Below are 20,921 nucleotides of genomic sequence, written 5' to 3'. Positions count from 1 at the left end.
GATACGTTCACTTGGCATCCTACTTCCGGAAAGTGATTCGTTTTCATAACCCGGTTTGCACATTTCCACTTCATTTCCCGAAAAAGTACCATTTCTTATAAAGAGCTTACCTAAACAGGTCTAGAACTCAATCCCTAATTTTAGCTTCCCATAGCGTTTAACCTTCCTGACGTAGCCAGGAAGGACACTTCATTACCAAGTGAAAATGGAGAATAGCGTTCACATATACTATCAAAAGGTTGTTTTTTTACTCCGCCCCGCTTCAGTATAATCAATGGTAAACGTATGGTTTTTAAGATTTGCAATTAGATGTGCAACCTCCTTCTGATTTTTCCATAAAACATTAATTTCACTATCATTTGAATCATTAATGGTTACAGTTCCTAAAAACGCTTTGGACGTATTTCTTAATCGTATTAATTCAAGCTGATTACGTACAATATTTGTTTTAAGGCCTGCTTCAACATCTTTTAGAGATAATGTAGTTCTATTAATTTCTTTATGCCCTGCACTACCGCCTTTATCGGCAGCCTCATAGTCATTTTTACCAGCAAAAATATCTAAATACCATACTTGTGGAATTCCAGGCATAAACATTTGAATGGCTCTGGCAAGCAATAGTTTTTGCTCATCTTCACCTAAAGCGCTAAAAAACGTGGCATTTACTTGATAGTAAGAAATTTTATTGCCAGATGGGTCGTATAGGTTCTTAACTCTACCTCCGCGCTCCATGATTTTATTCATAATGGCTTCAATCTCGGTGTCTTCCAACAAGCCCTTGTTATATCTACCATTTACTTCTTTTCCTTTTAAATCAAGTACCGGGATACCATCGTGACAACCAAGCATATTCACTGTTTGATAGCCTTTTGTTATAATTTCATTAGCCCAAGTTACAAGTGCTTTAGAGTTTGCGTTTTCAATGGTATGAATAGTTAAGCCAGGTAAGAAAAAATCGTAGATTCGATAACCTTCATTAGCGACTTCATCGTGCAAATGCAATCCGTATTCTGCGTGAATTTCTGGCAGGAGTGTTAAATCATTTTTATCTGCAATTTGTTTGATGCGCTCCAAATGCTCCCAGGTTCCTGGTTTATTAAAAAAATTGGATTGTCCGATTTCTTTGTGTAAATAAGCAAACGCATCCAATCTTAAAATTTTACCGCCATAATTGCTCACTTTTTGAAGTGTATCAGCATAAAAATCCCATACTAATTCAGAATTGGCATTGACATCCATTTGCCCTAAATAATTGCGTTTTTTATTTACAATTTGCAATATCTCGCTTTTATCATCATTGCAATCTCCAAAATCCAGATCTTCTAAATCTTGGTTTTCTTCAATAGCTTTATTTACTTTATCTATAATAAACCTAGTGTCCTGGCTATTTAACCTGCTAACACTTAGCAAATCAATCTCCGTTATTTTAGTATAAGATATTTGTTGATAGAAGGTATTCCAGTATGGCTTTTCAGTCCCATCTGGAAACATAACTTTTAATATAGGAAGACCAGATTTCCTCATAAATAGTTTATTGATAAATTCTTTCTTAGGAATTACAATACCATCAGCATCCATAGTACCATGTCTTTCCCAAAACTCGTTCCAGTTAATAAAAAAATCTTTATATTTTGATTGATTTCCGTGTTCTAACAAATCTTTAAATTGAGGTGATGCTACCGATAAATGATTTAAAACGATATCGAATTTTAATTGAATATTGAGTTCATCTAAAGCCTTTAAATCTTCTTCTGAAACAAATTCTTCATTTAAGTTGTAATCTATAACCGAAAAACCCCTGTCTAAATCGCTATTAAAGAAGGTTGGCAATACATAAAATAACGAAAAGGCATCCTTAAATTCAGGCATTTTTAACATCGTTATTATATCACGTAAATTACATCCTATGCTATCTGGATAGGCATTAAGCATAACACCTTTACTTATTTTATTCTCTTTTGACATTGCTTTTTAAGATTTACAGAAGTTCTGATAATATATTAATGTTATCTGGCAACCTACCTACATTTTGAAGTTTTAAAGCGGCAAGTTGCAAGGCTACTTCTAGACATTTTTCAATAGGTCTTTCTTTGATATAAGCAAACAAAAACCCAGACCAAAACGCATCACCAGCACCAGTTGCATCTTGCACTAGGTCTATTGGGATTGCTGGTAATTGAATAACTTCTTCATCCTTTTGAGATAATTTAACCCCTTTACTACCTAAAGTTAAGCAAACAATATCCACCCCTTGGGAATGAAAGAATTCAAATATATCTTTATGTGGTAATTCTTTCTCGAAAAGTCTTAGCATATCGTCTTCACTAACCTTTACCAATGGATTTAACTGGCAATATGCTTTAATTACGCTTAGCGCTTCTTCCTGACTGTCCCATATTTTTTTTGAATAATTAATGTCGATGCTTAATTTGCAACCTAACCGATATGCATCGCCAGCCTTTTTTATAATAGTGGTTTGAGCGGGTTTTTTACTTAATGCAAAACAGGTTGTATGGTATATACTCGTAGTTGAAAGCGTTTTTTCTGATATTTGATCTTCTGTTATGCAAAAATCTGCTCTTCTATAAGGTATAAAATCTGGAGTGCTATCGGTTCTTGATACAAAAATGACACTTGTGGGTTCATTTTCAACTTGTTTAACAAAATCGGTTTTTACGCCTACCTCATTTAATCTTTCAAAGATATATTCACCAAAACCATCACTTCCAACCGTTGCTACTAATACAGATTTCAATCCTAATCTGGCAGAATTCATAGCCACATTAGTTGGCGAACCACCTAAATACCTATGATAATCTCTTGTATTATTAATCTGTACTCCTGCTTGATGCCCAATAAAATCTATGAGCACTTCGCCTATACATAAAATATCTATATCTTTTATTTTATTTTTCATCTCTTTTAATAATAATATTAGTGTTCATCTTCTGGCAATATGATATTCCCACTTTCTGTATCTACTTTAGGCTGTTTTAAACGTAAAGCCAAAATACCCGCTATAATAAAAAGCACACCTCCGAATAATATGGCATTAACCGCACTGTTATTTAACAGGTTTTTCACTATAGGGCCAAATGTTACAGTTTGAATTCCCATTGGAATAACAATCATCATATTTAAAATTCCCATGTAAACACCTCGTCTCTTTTGAGGTACAATTTTAGAAACCATGGAGTAGGGTATACCCATCATAGCAGCCCAACCTATTCCAAATAAAATCATTGGCAAAACCACTAAAAGAGGATCTTGTATATAAGGAATAGAAAGCATGGCGATTCCTGTTAAAAACAGACTAAAAACATATACCCTTTTTCCTCCAAATTTTAAGGCCAATGGCACTAACGCTAATGCGAAAATGATGGTTGATAAATTATAAGTAGTATTCATCTTTGCGGCCTGACTTAATGCTTGAGATTTATCAAAACCCATGCTTTCTTCAAACATTGGAGAAATAAATTGCCAATACACAAATAAAGCATACCATTGAAATAAATAGACTCCAGATAGTATCCACATAAATTTAGACATGTCTTTTATGGCACTGGTTATTTCTTTAAATGGTGTTTTTATCCTATCTAAAAGAGGTAAGGCATTATGCTCCTCTATTTCTTTTAATTCCTTATGAGATGGTGGAATTTCTGGTGTTTTTAAAACAGACCATAATATGGTTCCAATAGATAAAACAGCACCAATAAAAAATGAATAATATAACCATTGCGGTATGGATTTAGCCGTATCACTTACTGTTTCTGCACCACCAAACCAATCTTGAAAAAGAAAAATAGAAGCATTAGCCAGAACAATCCCGGCACCTACAAACAAACTTTGCATTTGATATCCAAAACTTAACTGCTTATTAGGTAATTTATCACCCACAAAGGCACGATAGGGCTCCATGGCCATATTATTACCTACATCTAAAATCCATAATAAACCAACAGCAAACCATAGTGTTGGACTAAAAGGAAAAGCGAATAAACACAAACTACCTATTAGCGCTCCAATTAAGAAAAATGGTTTGCGTCTTCCCCAACGAGGGGACCATGTTTTATCTGAAATGGCACCTATTATAGGCTGAACAATTAAACCTGTAACTGGACCTGCAAGGTTTAACAACGGTAAATCTTCATGATGTGCTCCTAAAAAAGAAAATATAGGGTTGACAGCGGTTTGTTGTAAACCGAAACTGAATTGAATTCCTAAGAATCCTACATTCATATTGAAAATCTGCCAAAAGCTTAATCTAGGTTTTGTTAACATAACTGCCATTTTATATTTTATTTAATAATTCTATCAAGTAATACACTAAAATCTTTCCCATTGGAGAATAATTCACCGTCTTTATCAATAACGGGTAAGCTTAAACTTGAAACATCAATGTTTACTTTTAATAATTTGTTTAGTATTTCTTGTTGTTTTTCTAAGTTTATATCTACATCATAATAAATAAATTTTACATTTTTTTCTTATAAAAGTACTTTTGTATCGGCACAATAATAACATGTATCACTGCCGTAAACACTAGTTGTTTTTTGTTTTTGAAAAACATCATCGCTTAACAGTTTTAATTGACTATTAAGAGTCATGAAAAAAAGAAATGAAAAAGCTAAATATTTTTTATTAGAATAAATTTAAAGAGTTGATGTTAAGTTGCCCGAAACACCAACTCTAACTTACTTAAAAACTAACTATCAGCTATTAACCTGTTTTAAAATTGATATTGTAAAGACACTGTTGAAGACCGACCGCTAATAGATCTTGCTCTAACTAGACGGTCTGTTCCCAAAGCACCATCTCCATTTCCTTCTACTTCTGTAATACCTACGGTATCAAAAATATTATTTATACTTAACACTACAGACAGTCCTTTTGTTAAACCAGCTCTTCCTATTAAGTTAAAGTATGCATATGCAGGAATCACTAAAGTATTATCATCTTGTGCATATGATTTGGTTGTACCTAAGACGCTTAAAGCCACATTATGTTGTTTAGCTTTACCAAAGTTATAAGATGGAGATACATTGTATATCAAATCGGCTTGTCTTCTTGGAGTGTTCCCTTTATTATCACCTCCGTTAATTTCTGCTTTAGTCCAAGTTAAGGAACCACTAAAAGAAAAGTTATCTCCAAAAGCCAGTGCTGTTTCCGCCTCTAAGCCGATAGCCTTAAACGGGTTACCCACAGATCTATTTAATTCATTACTTAAACCTTCATCAGTAGAACTCATAAATCCAGTTAGATTAAGCACCCCATTATTTAATTTTTTCTTGAATCCAACTTCAAGTTGAGAAAGCTCATCATATTGCACATCTGCTTTGCCATCTAAACCATAATTATTTCTATCTGCAGCTCTACCTGAAGCACCTGAACTATATCTAGCAAAAACAGCTGCACCTTGATTAAATTTATAGTTAAGTCCTGCAGAATAAGAAATAAAGTTATAACTATCGTTTATAATTTGACCATCTGCACCGGTAATAATTGGTACAACTTCTTCAATACCTTCAATAGTCCCATTTCCGTTATAATCGAAATTATCCTGTGTAGTTGGTCCGCCTGCAATGTTACCTGTTACTTTAACATTTTCAAAACGTATACTACCGTCAAAATTCAATTTATCAGTAATATCAGTATCTACACCAACGTAAGGTGAATTTACATTATGAACTGTATTGTATTTGCGTTGACAACAATTACCCCATACAGGTGTGCCATAGGAGAATTGTCCGTTTCTTGAAAAACCATCAAAATCTGCTAATCTTGCTTGTCCACCACCTTTTACCTCAGACAGAAAAGAGTTCCATTGCCAACCAATTTTAGTGTTTTGCGTCGCAGTAAATATACCTGCTGTAATTCCAATGTTATCATTTATTTTCTTGCTTATTTTTACATCCCCAAAAAAGTTACTTAAATCTTCAATTGAAACATCAAACATGTGAATAATTTGAGCCAATCCATTTGACGGATTGAAAGCTTCTCTGTCGCCATCAGAATATACTAAATTCCCTGTAGCATTAGAAGCATCTCTTGCTGTGGTTTCTATTTCTGAAACTGTTCCAACCACAGCTGTAAAAGGCGCAACCCATTCTCCACTATTATTAGAATATCTAGCTTTACCACTTATTTTCCAATCTTTTGGTAAACTAAAAGAAAATTCAGCCCCTAATGCTTTTGATACAGGATTATTACCATTTCTAACATCATTTACATGTCTTTCTCCTGTAAATGGAGAAGTGCCTGCACTTTGTTGTAAATAAGCAGATTGTAATGCATCTGTAGTTATATCAAACCCTGGTAAGTTAGAAAAAGTTGGATTTGAATTGTCTCCTTCTAACAACATAGGCATTGGTAAATACATTACAGATTTGTCATTTAAAAACTTAGCGTAAACTCTAGCATATCCATCTTCAAATCGCTTTGTAAGGTTAGCTTTAAATTGCCCTCCCTTATTACCTTGGTAACCTATTTCTCGAGGACCTTCACCTGTTCTCATAAATCCACCTAAATGATAAGAAAATCCATTACCCAATGGCGAACCATACTCAAAATCTAATCTACTAGTTTGATAATCTAAACCAAAAGTTGTCGCCAATGAACCTCCCTCTGTAGCCCCCGTTTTGCTAATCATATTTATAATACCTGCTGGTCCATTAGAAGTTTGGGTTGATGCAGAACCACCCCTAATAGCCTCAACGCGTCCAACATTAGAATCTATACGTAAAAAATTATCTGAGTTTCCAAATGAGGTATCACCAAATAAATTTAATGGCAATCCATCTTCTTGAATTTGAAAATATCTTGATCCACCAGAAGAAACTGGTACACCACGAACATTAAAATTCGCATTACCTTCTCCCCCAGAAGATTCTGCGCGAATACCAGGTATATTTCTAAAAAGTTCTCCGGAACTTCTTGGAGAAGCTTGCTCTATAAGTTTAGCATCCATAGTAGAAACAGATATACTCGATTCTAACTTAGATTTAGGGTTTACTACACCGGTTACAACAATTTCGTCTAAGGATTCTGCATCTTCAGTCATTGTAATATTTAAAGTAATATCAGCATCTTGCACAGTAATACTTTGAGAAGATTTTGCATACCCTAAATACGATGCAGACAACGTATATGTACCATTTTCTACATTACTAATAGAATAGTTTCCATCAAAATCAGAAACAGACCCTTTAGTAGTTCCGTCCAAAACAACGTTTACTCCTCCTAATGGCATATTTTTTTGGTCTTTAACAGTTCCAGAAATCGTTGATTGTGCAAAAATTGCCGATACTGAAAACAACATTAGGAATAAACTCCATGTAATTTTTTTTGAATTCATTATGTCTTAAATTTAATTAGTTAATAAAATTTTGGCTATTATATGATGCAATTTACATTTAAAGGTGTCTAAAAATAAGATATTGACAACGAAAACGTTTTCGAAATAGCCGAAAACGTTTTCGTTTTTATTTTTTTAGTATATTTAAACTATTCAAATTGTGAAACAATAATGAAACCCGTAACCTTAAAACAAATCGCAGAACAATTAAATATTTCTGTTACCACTGTTTCTAAAGCCCTGAAGGATTATCCTGATGTTAGCCCTAAAACAAAAGCTTTAGTAAAAGAATTGGCAAAAACACTAAACTACAAACCGAATACTTTTGCGGTTAACCTTAGAACTAAAGAATCCAAAACGATAGGTTTAATAATTCCAGTAATTGTTCATCATTTCTTTTCCAATGTCATAAAAGGTATTGTTTCACAAGCAGAAAAAAAAGGTTATTTAGTTATCATACTTCAATCTAATGAGTCATATGAACTAGAAAAAAAACAAATAGACTTATTAATGAGCCAACGCGTTGATGGCATTTTAATATCACTTGCCAATGGTACTGCAAACTTTAACCATATTAAGGACGTTATTGCCCAAGATAAACCATTAGTAATGTTCGATAAAATTGCAAAAATTGTAAAATGCTCCAAAATTATAATCGACGATAGAAAAGCAGCATATATGGCAACCCAGCATTTAATAGATACAGGCTGCAAACGTATTGCCCATTTTAGAGGTGCGCTTTTGCCACAAAACTCTATAGATAGATTTCTTGGATACAAAAAAGCATTGATTGATAATAACATGCATTACGACCCGTCATTGGTATACATCTGCGAATGTGATGATATGAGTTTTGAAGAAGGTAAAAAAAATGCACAACAACTATTAAAAGACCACAAAGATGTAGATGGTATTTTTATAAATACCGACTTAGTTGCCATTGGAGCTTTGACAGAATTTAATGCACAAGGTGTAAAAGTACCTGAAGATATTTCTATCGTTGGATTTAGCAATTGGTTTATGTCTTCTGTTATTTCGCCAACGTTAACCACGATTGATCAACCAGGATTTGAAATGGGAAAAGCAGCATTTAAACAACTTTATAAAGAAATGAAAGCTGTTAAGAAAAACAAACCCATTGTCTCTAAAGAAATTGTACTAGAAACTGCATTAGTAAAGAGAGAATCTACACGATAATTTTATTTTATGAGATTATGAAAGCAAAACATGAGCTGTTTAAAAAATAGGAATTACTACATTAAACTGGGACAGTTACAAACTAAGATTTCTGTGACCGAGTTATCTATCCTGCGATGGATAAAAACTTGGTACAATAAGAGAAGTATACATTTCTTTCTAGGAAACTAAAATATTAAAGAGTTTGAATTAAATATGAATAGCCTTAAATTAGTTGTATAGTCACTCAACTAATTGTTCAGATTTTGTTGCAAGTCCAAGATTCTTAATGGATAGTTTGATTACTGTTTAATTGGAAAAATATTAATTAGACTATTTCTATTAATTTTACAATGTGAAAGTATAAAACTCATTTAAACCTGTCCTATAGCGTCTCTTTTATGATTGTTTTGTTATAAGTTGGGAAATATTTGTAGTTGGGTGTTTTTGTAAATCCTGCCACCCCGACCAATCTAGTTTTAGGTTAAATAAAAACCTTGTAAATCTTAAGATTTACAAGGTTTATTGTTTTATGACATTTGTTTTAATTGATATCATATCATACTAATCAGTGAATAGTATGCTTTAAGACTAATCAGTGCATCGATTTTATACTAATCACAATTTATTTTCTAGTTCCTGGTATGTTAAGTTAGCTCGCCTTTATTTGTACTTCATTACTGAGGCATACTTTCAATTACAAAAAAGCCATCATTTCCTTTAGCTTGATATAAAGGCATAAAGATAAATGCATCCCAAGTGCTATAAATTTCTGAACCATTTAAGGTTGCTAAATGTTGTCCTTTATGAATCGGCTGAAAATTCTCAAAGCCTGCTAGCATTTTAAAATCGTCTTTTGGGTTTAGTCCGAAGCGATGAATAATTTTAAATGTGCGTTGCTTGTTAGTACTTTTAACTGTAGTCTCAATTGCTGTTGGAATTGGTTTTAAATCACTTATTTGTAAATTGCACGCTTTTTCAAGTAGCATCCAAATCATGCCTTCGTGATAGATTTTACTAGTATCACTGTCGTGTTGACCAGCCTCTAAGGTAAAACCTGTAATTCCTTCTTTACTAAAATAACCATCGATAGTACCTTCTACAATATCCGAAAACCCTTTAATAATATGAAGCGGAAAGTTTTGTGCCCACTTTAAATTTTGTCCTACATCTTGAACAGACATATATGGCAAACTATCAGATGAGGTGGTATGACAATCCATAAAATAATGATTGGTATATTCGGTTTCACAGAGCTCGTCTATAACTTCTATAAGCTGATACATTTCTTGTTTCTCACTTGTATCGGAAATGTTATATTTTAAATTTTTTTCTGTCCATGTCCGATTAAGATCTTCGTCTATAAATCTAACTCCGCGTTTTAAAGAATTTGTATTGGCTAGAATACCCACAAACGTACCATTAATTACAGGTTTTTCATTCTGTAATTTTTTAAATACAGCTTCTAGAGCTTGTACGCTGCTAGGTTCATTTCCGTGTACGCCAGCCGTTACAATAAGTAACGGCCCTTTTTTATGACTCGTATATTTTCCTAAAATTCTATTGTTTTCCATAATTACTTCATTGAATTAAAATAAATTCTAATAATTCTGTATTACTACAGACTTAGTCCATGGTGGCAAGAACTTTATTAGAAATATTATTTTTATAGAGTTTCTTGTATTCAACCTTACGTTCAATCGCCTCAATAACGGTAGTAGTAAAGGCTGGTAGTCCAATTTCTTCGCAATGATCTAATCCGCCAGGACTCAAAACGTTTATTTCTATAAGCTTATCATCAACTATATCTAAGCCCACAAAAAACAACCCATCTTTAATTAATTTAGGCGCAGTGACTTCTACAATATGTTGCATTTTCTTGGTGTACTTTGCTTTTTTAGCCGTGGCACCTAAAGCCAAATTACTTCTAAACTCATCTTTATCTTTGTTAAGACGACGGATTACAGCTTTTTCTCCATCTTCTTCTAAAACCTTTCCATTCATAAGTATAACACGAACATCGCCTTTAGACACTTCTGGTAAAAATTCTTGAGCGATAACGTAACCTTGACTGATTAGAGTTTCGAAAATCTGATGTATATTTTTCTTATCTTCTCCAATAAGATATACATTCTGTCCGCCTGAGCCTTCCAAAGGTTTTAAAACCATCTGTTTTCCTACAGATTCCCAAAACTGAAGCAGATCGTTTATATCTCGAGTAATTAAGCTGTTGGGTTTAATTTCTGATGGTAATTCTTCAAAATACAGTTTATCTATATAGGCATGCGACATGGCAAATGCATCGTTTAAAACCAATACATCTTCTTGCTGAATCATTCGAGCAAAAGCAATGGCGCTATGTTCTGCCCATCTTCGGTCGTCTGTTTCTTCTGTTGGATTATTTCTTAAAAATAATACGTCTAGGTCTTTACTGGTAATTACCGTTTTTTTATTGGCGTCTTCCTGTATTTGTGTCCAAAACTCTTCTACAGTTTTATACTTTAAATTTTTTCTAACTAGTGTACATCGTAGACTCATTGGAGCGTCTTGTTTAAATATAAAATCGCCAACACCCATAACATATAAGGCATGTCCTCTCTCGTACGCTTTTTTCATAATAACAACCGAAGTCCCAATGGCTTCAGTTTCTATAGCACTAATAACAAAACAAATTTTCATAATTATATCATTTTAGAGATGGGCAAGCCCTTCTTGAGTTTATCTATTTTAAGGTTGAAATCTTCATTGTTTAAATATCTAGGGGTTATTTTAGGAGGTAAAACGAGACCGCGATCTCGAAGATCCTGAATTAAATCGATGTGATGTAATGCAAATTTTCCACTTAGCAGAGGCACTAATTCTCCACCTTCCTTTAGGAAATTACGCAGACGTACTAAGCCTTCTAAATAAATAATATCTTTAAGAAAGCCACCGCCTTGAAACATTCTTGAGGTAATATTAAAGGCACGCTCTTTTGTAAAATCGTATTGAGAATACAGTTTGAAAAACATCTCGTGAAATTCGGCTCCATTTATTAAGGCTGCACCAGCCACTACACGCCCGGCTAAAATCCGTAATCGATTTCCAGATAATCCGCCCGATAAATACTCACTTAACACAGCTATTCCTTCTTGCAAGGCATCGTAATTAGCAAGGCCGGAAGCCATTTGCGTTAACGGTTGTTGCGTTCCGTTGTAATAGGTTAGCGCATGAGTCCCGATTTCGTGTTGTATAAGTGCTTTAGCATCGTTTTTACTCATGGTATAATCTGAAGGCAAATACAATTCCCCTTTAGATACCATCATGATATTTACATCGTCTCGAATATGAATTTTAGAATTAAAATGAGAGTCTTGCTCTTTAAAATAATCAAACTCTTGTTTTGCTAAATCCCCAAATTCGGACGTATCTATTACCGCACGTTGACCTTCCTCGTGATTTTCGGGTATGTTTTGAAGGATTAATTCGGCTTCTGCAATTAGCGCTTTATCCAATCCGTTATACAAGCGAATACTGCTATAAAAAAAGTTTTTTGCGCCACGTTCTTTAAGCATGGTAAGTTCTTGATCTATTTCTGCCCGTTTTTCATCGAATAAAAATGAAATTGCAGGATCGTCTATTTCATCAATACGTAAATCATACAATTTTCGTTTTAAAATATCTGGATCTACAGGGAGTAGTCGGTAATGATATCGGTCTAATGTTTTAAAATGAGAATCGAAGAACTGTTGACGTAGCACTTGGATATTAACTGGTGCTACCAATAATAAAAATTGGTAACTATTTTCTATCTCGGTTAGCTGTTTGTCTATTTTAAACACCTCATCATGAATAGAACGTTTCCCTAGCGCATGATAATTGGTAAGACTAGAAGTGGTTTGCACTCTTACGAATTCGAATACAGCACGTTGTATGGCTTTAATAAATTGTTCTTGAAAATCTCTAAAGTATAACGGAAACACGTGTCCCTGTTCGTCACGAAATACAGGAGGTAATTCTAGACCTATAAGTGTGGCTCCGCGTTGTTTAATATGAGAAATCTCGAGTAATGGCTTTTCGCTTACAATTTGGCGCGTTTTTGTTTGCTCGACACATACATCTAAATTTACATTATACTGTCTGGATTTAATTTTAAGTAATTCATCTTTTAAAACCTGTAATGATACGGGTAATTTATGCGATGGTCCTCTTACTTTAAACGTTTGGCTTCCTGATGCTCCTGAAAATATTTCCAGTAAGATAAACGAGCCAAAATTATCCGACATCAATGTCGTTAGATCTTCTATAAAGGTTTTATAGTAATGAAAAGATTCTGTGCCCACAACAAGGTAAGAAGCTCCTGCTCGTATTAATCTATCGGTACCAGAATCGTTTTCTTTTTTCCGATAGATAAGTAATGAGGGGACATCGTGCTCCAAAAACAGAAAGCCACCGTAGGGTAATTTTGTGACGGTTTTTGCTCCACATTCTAATTTTGGAATGAGTTGTTTTACTGTTGGCATGCTATCTGGAGACACCTCTGTGTTGGCCATAATATTGTGTTCTTATAATTGATTCTACATTTTAAAATTTTACTCATAAAATTCTTCAACTGTTTCACTGTAATACGTATGTTTTAAGTGTGCTTTACTTTTTATATACTTACAGTGATAATGCTTAAATGAGCTCGACTAAATTACAGTCTATCCATATCTCACTTTAGCCTAAAGCAATCATTTATTAACTCTAAAGATTTGAATTTTATACATTTTTGGTAAATGTTAAAAAACTATAAAACAATTGATTACGATAATTAAATTTGCGTTTGCAATCGTGGTTTATGCTGATTAATTTTAAATTCATCATTTAGAATTAAACTATAAATAAGGGTTATGACTATTTTAAAATTCATATTAATTAATACCGTGGCTGTAGCACTTATGACTGGGTTTTCGTATGTGGTCTCGCTTGCTTTTAATACCAATTTTAGTGAACCCAAGCGCTTAAAACAATTGGTAAATCGTGCACGTATTATACGAAAATCTGATTTTGGAATATGGATTGGATGGTGTTTGCACTTCGCTATAGGCTTGGTATTTTTGTCAGGCTATTTTCTGATTAGAAACATTGTTCCTATCGGTTCTGAATTGTTATATGCTTTAACCTTTGGTTTTTTAGCAGGGCTACTTGGTGTAGTGGGTTGGAAACTTATGTTTTCTTTACACGACAACCCACCACAATTTCCTAAATTTCCATTTTACGCTCAGCTTATTGGGGCTCATATTGTATTTAGTGTCACGGTAGCTGGGATGTTGTATTTGTTTTAAGCAAAATATTCCAAAGTTAAGCGCTATCATAAATTGTTATTAGAATCCTAAATAATATTCAAGGAATTTAGTCTCTTAGGAAATCACCTGATATATTTAAACCATAATAATTTTGTAATGGAGCATGAGACTAAAAGATTCATGATAATACCGCCTTATGAAAAGGGGAGTATATAAATCGGTTAGTCAGAACACATTATGAAAATAAAAGTATTTACTTTACCTGTTAGTGTCTTTTATAAATAGGAAATAAAATTAAATGGTTCAGACCTAAGTCATTTAAAATTGGTTAATAACAAAGAAGTAAAAATATAGTTGGAAAAAATAACTAGGTTTTTTATATAAACTCGAGATAACGATATTTTTATTTTACAGACAGCTTTTTAGATGTCATGTATTCCAAATAAAAACAAATACATTCCAGAAATAAAGAAGCTCAAAATTCAGTGGAATTTTGAGCTTCTTTTTGAATTATAAACCTGAACTACATCTTGCTTTAAGTCATTTTCCAAGGTTACTATTGCAACTCGAAAATCGAGTAAAAACTTAAAAAATAAGGTTGCGTATTCTGTTAATTTTCGTTGGTAGGTTTCCCGATGGTTGCTAAAATTCCACCATCGACATATAATACGTGTCCGTTAACAAAATCGCTAGCTTTCGAACTTAAAAATATGGCTGCTCCGGCTAAATCGTCCGGGTCTCCCCATTTAGCAGCTGGTGTTCTATTTATAATAAAATCGTTAAACGGATGCCCGTCTACACGAATGGGTTCTGTTTGAGAAGTAGCAAAATAACCTGGCCCAATACCATTCACCTGAATGTTATATTTCGCCCATTCTGTAGCCATATTCTGTGTTAGCATTTTTAGTCCGCCTTTCGCTGCGGCATACGCACCTACATTGTTTCGGCCTAATTCACTCATCATCGAGCAAATGTTAATCACTTTTCCTTGGTTACGTATTACCATGTTTTTAACGACATGCTTAGACACGATAAACGGACTCACTAAATCAATATCGATAACCTCTTTAAAATCGGCTACTTCCATGTCTAATAAAGGCGTACGTTTAATAATACCGGCATTGTTAATTAAAATATCAATCGGACCAACTTCAGTTTCAATTTTAGAAACGGCTTCAATAACATCGGCTTCAACAGTGACATTAAATTTATAACCGAAAGCGTTTATGCCTTCACTTTTATAAATTTTAAGCGCGTTGTCAATCTTTTCTTGCGATGAATTTCCGTTAACAATAATTGTCGCTCCGGCTAAACCTAAACCTCTGGCCATAGCCATACCTAAACCGTGGGTGCTTCCTGTAACTAAGGCAACTTTGCCCTTTACATTAAATAATTCTACGCTCATATTTTTATCTTAATTCTGTTATTTTAGCAACATCCATATCGTTATAATCTAAATTTTCTCCGGCCATTCCCCAAATAAATGTGTAATTTGATGTTCCAGAACCTGAGTGAATAGACCATGGTGGAGAAATAACAGCTTGGTCGTTTTGCATCCAAATATGACGTGTTTCTTGTGGTTGTCCCATAAAGTGACATACCGCTTGATCTTGAGGAATATCTAAATAATAATATACTTCCATTCTACGATCGTGAACGTGCGCCGGCATCGTGTTCCAAACACTTCCTGTTTTAAGTTCTGTCATTCCCATTTGTAACTGACAAGAGGTAACAATACCACCAATAATCATTTGGTTTACGGTACGGTGATTTGCAGTTTCTAGCGACCCTAATTCAATTTTATTAGCGTCTGCTTTACTAACTTTTTTGGTTGGATAATTGGTGTGTGCAGGAGCAGAGTTTAAATAAAATTTTGCTGGATTGTTAGCATCTTCACTTGCAAAAACAACATCTTTAATACCCATTCCTACATACAATGCATCTTTTAACCCCATGTCATAAACAGTGCCGTCTACGGTTACAGTTCCGTTTCCACCAACGTTAATTATTCCTAATTCTCTTCGCTCTAAAAAAGTAGACGCTTTTAAAGGATCAATAGTCTCTAAAGTCAATGGTCCTGACACAGGAACTGCAGAACCTGCGATATAACGATCGTAATGCGTATAGGTTAAATTAATTTTGTCGGCTTGCATTAAGTTGTCAATCAGGAATTCATCTCTTAATTCTTGAGTGTCATATTTTTTTACCGTATGCGGACTAGATGCATAACGACTTTCGTAAATTGTACTCATTGTATTTATTTTTTGATTCTATTTTTTAAGATATAAACTTAATATAAAATATTGAGTCTATTAAATGTTAGCGCTTTATAATTCAATATTTGAAGGATTTCTACTGTGAATTTATGTGGTAGATAACTAAAAGCCAAAACACCATAAACTAGGAGTTCTAAAAATTTTTCCTTAAATTCAAAACTGACTTATTTTCTTTTAACACCATTCCAATGCTGTGGTAAAAAGGCATGAGAGAAAGGACGAATGCCGCATTATAGCACTCTCATTAAAAAAAATTATAAGCGGTTTTTCACGTTATATTTGAAATATAAAAAATCAATAGTTTATGAATAAAATGTATTATTTCTTTTTAGTCTTAGCACTTACTTTCCTTAACACGGGATGCAAGTCTGATGCTAAAATCAGTGAAGAACAAGTCGAGGTGAGTTTTAATCCGGCTTTAAAATATAGATTTCAAAAACTAGTAGATTATCCCGTAGTAGCCGATAATTTTCCTAAAAGCATGTCGCTTAATCCTGAAGAGGTTCGTACCGAGCCCTCAAGAGATTGGACTAGTGGTTTTTTTGCTGGGAATTTGTGGTTAATCCATGAACTTACTGGGGATAGCATATACAAAGCGAAAGCTGAAGCTTGGACGGTTTTAGTGGAAGACCAAAAGAAGAATGACAGAACTCACGATATGGGGTTCAAAATATATTGCAGTTTTGGCGAAGGTTTAAAACAAGATCCAGATAATCAATATTACAAAGATGTTATTGTAGAAAGTGCTAAGACGCTTATTACGCGCTATAATGATTCTGTAAAATCTATTCGCTCTTGGGATTTCAATAAAGATGTTTGGGATTTTCCAGTGATTATAGATAACATGATGAATTTAGAATTGTTATTTGAAGCCACGAAAATTTCGGGCGATAGTATATATCATAATATTGCGGTTCAACATGCCAATACAACTTTAAAACATCAGTTTAGATCAGACCACAGTGTGTTTCATGTAATAAATTACGATACTATTTCTGGAGTTGTAAAAACAAAAGAAACGCACCAAGGATTCGATAGAAACTCCACATGGGCACGTGGCCAAGCTTGGGCCATTTATGGCTATACTATGAGCTATAGATATACTAAAGATCCGAAGTATTTGGCGCAAGTACAAGCCACAACTCAATTTTATATGGAACATGAAAATCTTCCTAAAGATGGGGTGCCGTATTGGGATTTTAACGATCCAGCGATTCCGGATGCAACACGAGATGCTTCGGCTGCCGCTATAGTAACATCGGCTTTGTTTGAACTATATGCGTACACAAATAACAAAACTTATCTTGATTTTGCAACACGGGTTTTAAATACATTAAATTCTGAAGCCTACCTTTTAAAAGATACGGTTAACGGTCCATTTATTTTAGATCATAGTACAGGAAATTGGCCTAAAAAAGATGAAATAGATGAGCCTATAGTATATGGAGATTATTACTTTTTAGAAGCTTTAACAAGAAAACGACATCTAGATTTAAAATAAATTCTAATTCGTAATATTAGTAGGATATAAGAAAATAGTCAAATGATTTATGGTGAAAAACCATGTGTGATTTGATTATTATTTTTGAAATATATTTAAATATTAGTCTTCAGAAATCGCATTTTCAAACATTAATTGATTCATGTCGTTATACACTACATTTTCTTTAATTAGAATGTCTATTGGTAGGTACACCTTGTCATTTGGTACTTTCGATTTTAGTAGATAATCAGACATTAATCGGATAGATTCGTAGCCTTGTTCAAAAGGCTTCTGAGAGATTAAAAAGGAAATATCGTCATGCTTAAGACGCTCTACGTTTTGAGGCGTATTGTCGAAACCTATAATTTTAAATCCGTTATTTCCATTTAAACAATCTACTATCACGGCGGTTCTACTAGAAGGTATAAAAATTCCACTTATCGAATCGTTTGACGCTAAACAGTCCTTAATGTTTTGCTCTGTTTTAGAGGTGTTATTTAAATCTTCGATCTTTAAGGTTATCGATTCAATTTCGGTATGATTGTCTTTAAAAAAGGAGTTGAAACCTTGTATGCGCTTAGAGATTGCTGTATTGTCGCCAGCATGTTCTCGAGATTGGATAATTAATATTTTAGAATCTTTTTCCATTCCTAAAAGCATCAATTTACCTGCTATATAACCCGAAGTATAAGAATCCTGACCAATATATGTTAGGTTGTTAAAGCCTTCTATATCTATGTTTAGAAACATATAAGGAATAGAAATGGCTTCTAATTGTGTCGTGATTTTTTTGGTTTCATTTAAAAACATCGGTGCAAAAATAACAGCAGCAGGTTCGGTTTCTAAAAGCGCTTCAAAAGATTTAAGGTAGGAGGCAGGATCGTATTGGTTAAACTTAAAATAATTAACGTGTATTCCAATATTCTTAACTTCGTCACTCGCTTTTAAAATCCCTAAGTAAGGCGATTTCCAAAATAAATCTGTGTCTTCATATTCCGGAATTAATACGGCAACATTATACTTGTTTTTCATCGCTAAAGCACTAGCAACAGGATTTATACTGTAATTTCTACGTTCTAAAATCTTACGTATTTTGGCCTCCGTTTTAGATGAAACACCACCTCGGTTGTGTAAAACACGGTCTACTGTGCCTTCAGAAACATTCGCTTCTTTTGCAATATCCTTTATTCTTATCATGCCTTGTTGTTGGTGTTCATTAATTAGAAAGTACAAATTAAAGCATTTTATTATAAATAAAAGGTGTTTTTCGTGGGCGCACACTAAAATTTATTATATTTGCGTGTGCGAACACGAAATTATAATAATTAAAAGAATCCATATATGAGTAAAGTAGTCGTTTTAACAGGAGCCGGAGGTGTTTTATGCAGTACACTAGCAAAAGCATTGGCAGAACAAGGGCATAAAATTGCTGTATTAGATTTAAAATTAGAAGCAGCAGAGCAGGTTGCTAAAGAGATTGAAGCAGCAGGCGGAACCGCAATGGGTGTTATGGCCAATGTTTTAGAAAAAGCGTCTTTAGAAGATGCTAAGTCTAAAATTAATGCTGCTTACGGTACGGTCGATATTTTAGTAAATGGAGCAGGAGGAAACCATCCCCTTGGAACAACCTCCAATCCGTTTTTAGAAGAAGAAGATTTAAAAAATACAACAGAAGGGTTTAAAACGTTTTTCGATTTAGATAGTAAGGGTATTGAGTTTGTTTTCAACTTAAACTTTATAGGAACATTATTACCAACTCAAGTCTTTGCAAAAGATATGATTGGTAAACAAGGCTGTAGTGTTTTAAATATTTCTTCAATGAATGCTTTTACACCTTTAACAAAAATACCTGCGTATAGTGGTGCTAAGGCGGCCGTTTCAAATTTCACGCAATGGCTTTCGGTTCATTTTTCTAAAGTCGGAATCCGTGTAAATGCGCTTGCGCCAGGATTTTTCTTAACCGATCAAAACAGAACCTTATTAACCAATACCGACGGAAGTTTAACACAACGCGGACAACAAATTATAGACCAAACGCCAATGGGACGTTATGGTGTGCCAGAAGATTTAATTAGTACAACGCTGTATTTGTGCGACGAAGCATCGTCGTTTGTAACAGGTGTTGTTATTCCAATCGATGGTGGATTTAGTGCATATAGCGGGGTTTAATAAAAATAATATTTAATAGTATGGAACAAACATGGAGATGGTACGGACCAAAAGATCCGGTAACCTTATCAGATATAAAACAAGCAGGTGCAACAGGAGTTGTATCGGCTTTACATCACATTCCTAACGGTACCGTTTGGAATACAGAAGATATTTTAGAGCGTAAGAACACTATTGAAGAGGCTGGATTAACATGGAGCGTGGTAGAAAGTATTCCCGTTCATGAGACCATAAAAACACGTTCTGGAGATTTTCAGAACTATATAGACAACTATAAGCAGAGTATCGAAAACTTAGCAGCTTGTGGCATTCACATTGTATGCTATAACTTTATGCCTGTATTAGATTGGACGCGTACAGATTTAAGTTACGAGGTTGCCGATGGTTCTCGTGCCTTGCGTTTCGATGCCGCCGCTTTTGCAGCTTTCGAATTGTTTTTACTGAAACGTCCAGGAGCAGAATCGACGTATACCGAAGCAGAAAAAGACACGGCAAAACGTTATTTTGATACCATGACGGAAGCCGACAAAACACAGTTGGTAAATAATATTATTGCGGGGTTACCAGGAGCAGAAGAAGGCTATACATTAGAGCAGTTTCAAACTGTTTTAGATACGTATTCAGATATTGATGCTACAGCGTTAAAGTCGAATCTAGTTGCCTTTTTAAAAGAAATTATTCCTGTCGCTTCGCAAAACGACGTGTTGATGTGTATCCACCCAGACGATCCACCATTTCCAATTTTAGGACTTCCACGTGTGGTAAGTACAGAAGCAGATTATACCTATTTATTTGAGCAAGTACCTAACAGATCTAACGGAATTACGTTTTGTACAGGATCATTAGGTGTCATTGCATCTAACAATTTGATTCAGATTTTTAAGCGCTTTGCAGATCGTGCACACTTTATTCATTTAAGAAGTACCGAGCGTGATGCTGCTGGAAATTTCCATGAAGCTAATCATTTAGAAGGTGATGTGCCTATGTACGATGTGGTAAAAGCCATTGTCTTAGAAGAGCGTAAGCGTAAAGCTGAATGTAAAACAGATTGGAGTATTCCGATGCGCCCAGATCACGGTCACCAGATGTTAGACGATTTAAAAAAGAAAACAAATCCAGGGTATTCAGGCATTGGACGTTTAAGAGGTCTTGCTGAATTACGCGGTTTGGAATTCGGAATCTCTAAAAGCATATAA

At 34.2% G+C, this 20,921-nt stretch carries 15 protein-coding genes; 5 read left to right on the top strand and 10 right to left on the bottom strand.

What is annotated here, in order from left to right; genetic code table 11:
- Positions 1–231: 231 nt before the first annotated feature.
- The 4 genes from ACKC83_RS17020 to ACKC83_RS17005 all read right to left on the bottom strand — a co-directional run bounded on the left by ACKC83_RS17020 (position 232) and on the right by ACKC83_RS17005 (position 7,354).
- The gene (locus tag ACKC83_RS17020) at positions 232–1,965 is read right to left on the bottom strand and encodes an alpha-amylase family glycosyl hydrolase (protein ID WP_434036458.1); all 1,734 of its coding nucleotides are present in this window, start codon (positions 1,963–1,965) and stop codon (positions 232–234) included.
- A 13-nt stretch (positions 1,966–1,978) separates the two neighbouring features.
- On the bottom strand, positions 1,979–2,917 hold the full coding sequence (locus tag ACKC83_RS17015; RefSeq protein WP_434036457.1) for a carbohydrate kinase family protein: 939 nt from the start codon (positions 2,915–2,917) through the stop codon (positions 1,979–1,981).
- A 17-nt stretch (positions 2,918–2,934) separates the two neighbouring features.
- Positions 2,935–4,290: an MFS transporter gene (locus tag ACKC83_RS17010; RefSeq protein WP_434036456.1), complete on the bottom strand. Its 1,356-nt coding sequence runs from the start codon at positions 4,288–4,290 to the stop codon at positions 2,935–2,937.
- A 439-nt stretch (positions 4,291–4,729) separates the two neighbouring features.
- Positions 4,730–7,354: a TonB-dependent receptor domain-containing protein gene (locus tag ACKC83_RS17005; RefSeq protein WP_434036455.1), complete on the bottom strand. Its 2,625-nt coding sequence runs from the start codon at positions 7,352–7,354 to the stop codon at positions 4,730–4,732.
- A 171-nt stretch (positions 7,355–7,525) separates the two neighbouring features.
- Here ACKC83_RS17005 and ACKC83_RS17000 point away from each other — a divergent pair, with 171 nt between their 5' ends.
- Positions 7,526–8,551 (top strand): LacI family DNA-binding transcriptional regulator, encoded by a 1,026-nt coding sequence (locus tag ACKC83_RS17000; protein WP_434036454.1) that lies wholly within the window; start codon positions 7,526–7,528, stop codon positions 8,549–8,551.
- A gap of 656 nt (positions 8,552–9,207) precedes the next feature.
- Here the strand turns inward: ACKC83_RS17000 and ACKC83_RS16995 are convergent.
- The 3 genes from ACKC83_RS16995 to ACKC83_RS16985 are packed head-to-tail and all read right to left on the bottom strand — an operon-like array spanning position 9,208 to position 13,062.
- Positions 9,208–10,104 carry a succinylglutamate desuccinylase gene (locus ACKC83_RS16995; RefSeq protein ID WP_434036453.1) on the bottom strand — a complete coding sequence of 299 codons (897 nt, stop codon included), beginning with the start codon at positions 10,102–10,104 and terminating at the stop codon, positions 9,208–9,210.
- A gap of 52 nt (positions 10,105–10,156) precedes the next feature.
- The gene (locus ACKC83_RS16990; protein ID WP_434036452.1) at positions 10,157–11,209 is read right to left on the bottom strand and encodes a glutathione synthase; all 1,053 of its coding nucleotides are present in this window, start codon (positions 11,207–11,209) and stop codon (positions 10,157–10,159) included.
- A gap of 2 nt (positions 11,210–11,211) precedes the next feature.
- Positions 11,212–13,062, bottom strand: coding sequence for a flavohemoglobin expression-modulating QEGLA motif protein (locus ACKC83_RS16985; RefSeq protein ID WP_434036451.1), 1,851 nt, complete (start codon positions 13,060–13,062; stop codon positions 11,212–11,214).
- Between the two features lie 339 nt (positions 13,063–13,401).
- Between ACKC83_RS16985 and ACKC83_RS16980 the strand changes: the two genes are divergently transcribed.
- Positions 13,402–13,836, top strand: a complete 435-nt coding sequence (locus ACKC83_RS16980; protein ID WP_434036450.1) for a hypothetical protein — start codon at positions 13,402–13,404, stop codon at positions 13,834–13,836.
- 571 nt (positions 13,837–14,407) lie between these two features.
- Here the strand turns inward: ACKC83_RS16980 and ACKC83_RS16975 are convergent.
- The gene (locus ACKC83_RS16975; RefSeq protein ID WP_434036449.1) at positions 14,408–15,202 is read right to left on the bottom strand and encodes a gluconate 5-dehydrogenase; all 795 of its coding nucleotides are present in this window, start codon (positions 15,200–15,202) and stop codon (positions 14,408–14,410) included.
- A 4-nt stretch (positions 15,203–15,206) separates the two neighbouring features.
- Positions 15,207–16,049: a 5-dehydro-4-deoxy-D-glucuronate isomerase gene (gene kduI / locus ACKC83_RS16970; protein ID WP_434036448.1), complete on the bottom strand. Its 843-nt coding sequence runs from the start codon at positions 16,047–16,049 to the stop codon at positions 15,207–15,209.
- A gap of 328 nt (positions 16,050–16,377) precedes the next feature.
- Between kduI and ACKC83_RS16965 the strand changes: the two genes are divergently transcribed.
- Positions 16,378–17,574 (top strand): glycoside hydrolase family 88 protein, encoded by a 1,197-nt coding sequence (locus tag ACKC83_RS16965; RefSeq protein WP_434036447.1) that lies wholly within the window; start codon positions 16,378–16,380, stop codon positions 17,572–17,574.
- Positions 17,575–17,676: 102 nt separating this feature from the next.
- Here ACKC83_RS16965 and ACKC83_RS16960 read toward each other — a convergent pair whose 3' ends face one another.
- A complete protein-coding gene (locus ACKC83_RS16960) occupies positions 17,677–18,753 on the bottom strand; it encodes a substrate-binding domain-containing protein (protein ID WP_434036446.1) in 1,077 nt (358 codons plus the stop codon).
- 144 nt (positions 18,754–18,897) lie between these two features.
- On the opposite strand from ACKC83_RS16960, the gene ACKC83_RS16955 reads away from it, so the two are divergent.
- Both ACKC83_RS16955 and uxuA read left to right on the top strand, forming a co-directional pair.
- Positions 18,898–19,725: an SDR family oxidoreductase gene (locus tag ACKC83_RS16955; protein ID WP_434036445.1), complete on the top strand. Its 828-nt coding sequence runs from the start codon at positions 18,898–18,900 to the stop codon at positions 19,723–19,725.
- 20 nt (positions 19,726–19,745) lie between these two features.
- Complete coding sequence (gene uxuA / locus ACKC83_RS16950) at positions 19,746–20,921, top strand: mannonate dehydratase (protein WP_434036444.1); 1,176 nt, start codon at positions 19,746–19,748, stop codon at positions 20,919–20,921.

The organism is Formosa bonchosmolovskayae, assembly GCF_051016085.1.
Lineage (GTDB): Bacteria > Bacteroidota > Bacteroidia > Flavobacteriales > Flavobacteriaceae > Formosa.
This window is presented reverse-complemented; position numbering and strand designations above follow the sequence as displayed.

Coding starts and splice junctions, on each gene's coding strand:
- ACKC83_RS17020 (WP_434036458.1), bottom strand. CDS start 1,965: ATGTCAAAAGAGAATAAAATAAGTAAAGGTGTTATGCTTAATGCCTAT.
- ACKC83_RS17015 (WP_434036457.1), bottom strand. CDS start 2,917: ATGAAAAATAAAATAAAAGATATAGATATTTTATGTATAGGCGAAGTG.
- ACKC83_RS17010 (WP_434036456.1), bottom strand. CDS start 4,290: ATGGCAGTTATGTTAACAAAACCTAGATTAAGCTTTTGGCAGATTTTC.
- ACKC83_RS17005 (WP_434036455.1), bottom strand. CDS start 7,354: ATGAATTCAAAAAAAATTACATGGAGTTTATTCCTAATGTTGTTTTCA.
- ACKC83_RS17000 (WP_434036454.1), top strand. CDS start 7,526: ATGAAACCCGTAACCTTAAAACAAATCGCAGAACAATTAAATATTTCT.
- ACKC83_RS16995 (WP_434036453.1), bottom strand. CDS start 10,104: ATGGAAAACAATAGAATTTTAGGAAAATATACGAGTCATAAAAAAGGG.
- ACKC83_RS16990 (WP_434036452.1), bottom strand. CDS start 11,209: ATGAAAATTTGTTTTGTTATTAGTGCTATAGAAACTGAAGCCATTGGG.
- ACKC83_RS16985 (WP_434036451.1), bottom strand. CDS start 13,062: ATGGCCAACACAGAGGTGTCTCCAGATAGCATGCCAACAGTAAAACAA.
- ACKC83_RS16980 (WP_434036450.1), top strand. CDS start 13,402: ATGACTATTTTAAAATTCATATTAATTAATACCGTGGCTGTAGCACTT.
- ACKC83_RS16975 (WP_434036449.1), bottom strand. CDS start 15,202: ATGAGCGTAGAATTATTTAATGTAAAGGGCAAAGTTGCCTTAGTTACA.
- kduI (WP_434036448.1), bottom strand. CDS start 16,049: ATGAGTACAATTTACGAAAGTCGTTATGCATCTAGTCCGCATACGGTA.
- ACKC83_RS16965 (WP_434036447.1), top strand. CDS start 16,378: ATGAATAAAATGTATTATTTCTTTTTAGTCTTAGCACTTACTTTCCTT.
- ACKC83_RS16960 (WP_434036446.1), bottom strand. CDS start 18,753: ATGATAAGAATAAAGGATATTGCAAAAGAAGCGAATGTTTCTGAAGGC.
- ACKC83_RS16955 (WP_434036445.1), top strand. CDS start 18,898: ATGAGTAAAGTAGTCGTTTTAACAGGAGCCGGAGGTGTTTTATGCAGT.
- uxuA (WP_434036444.1), top strand. CDS start 19,746: ATGGAACAAACATGGAGATGGTACGGACCAAAAGATCCGGTAACCTTA.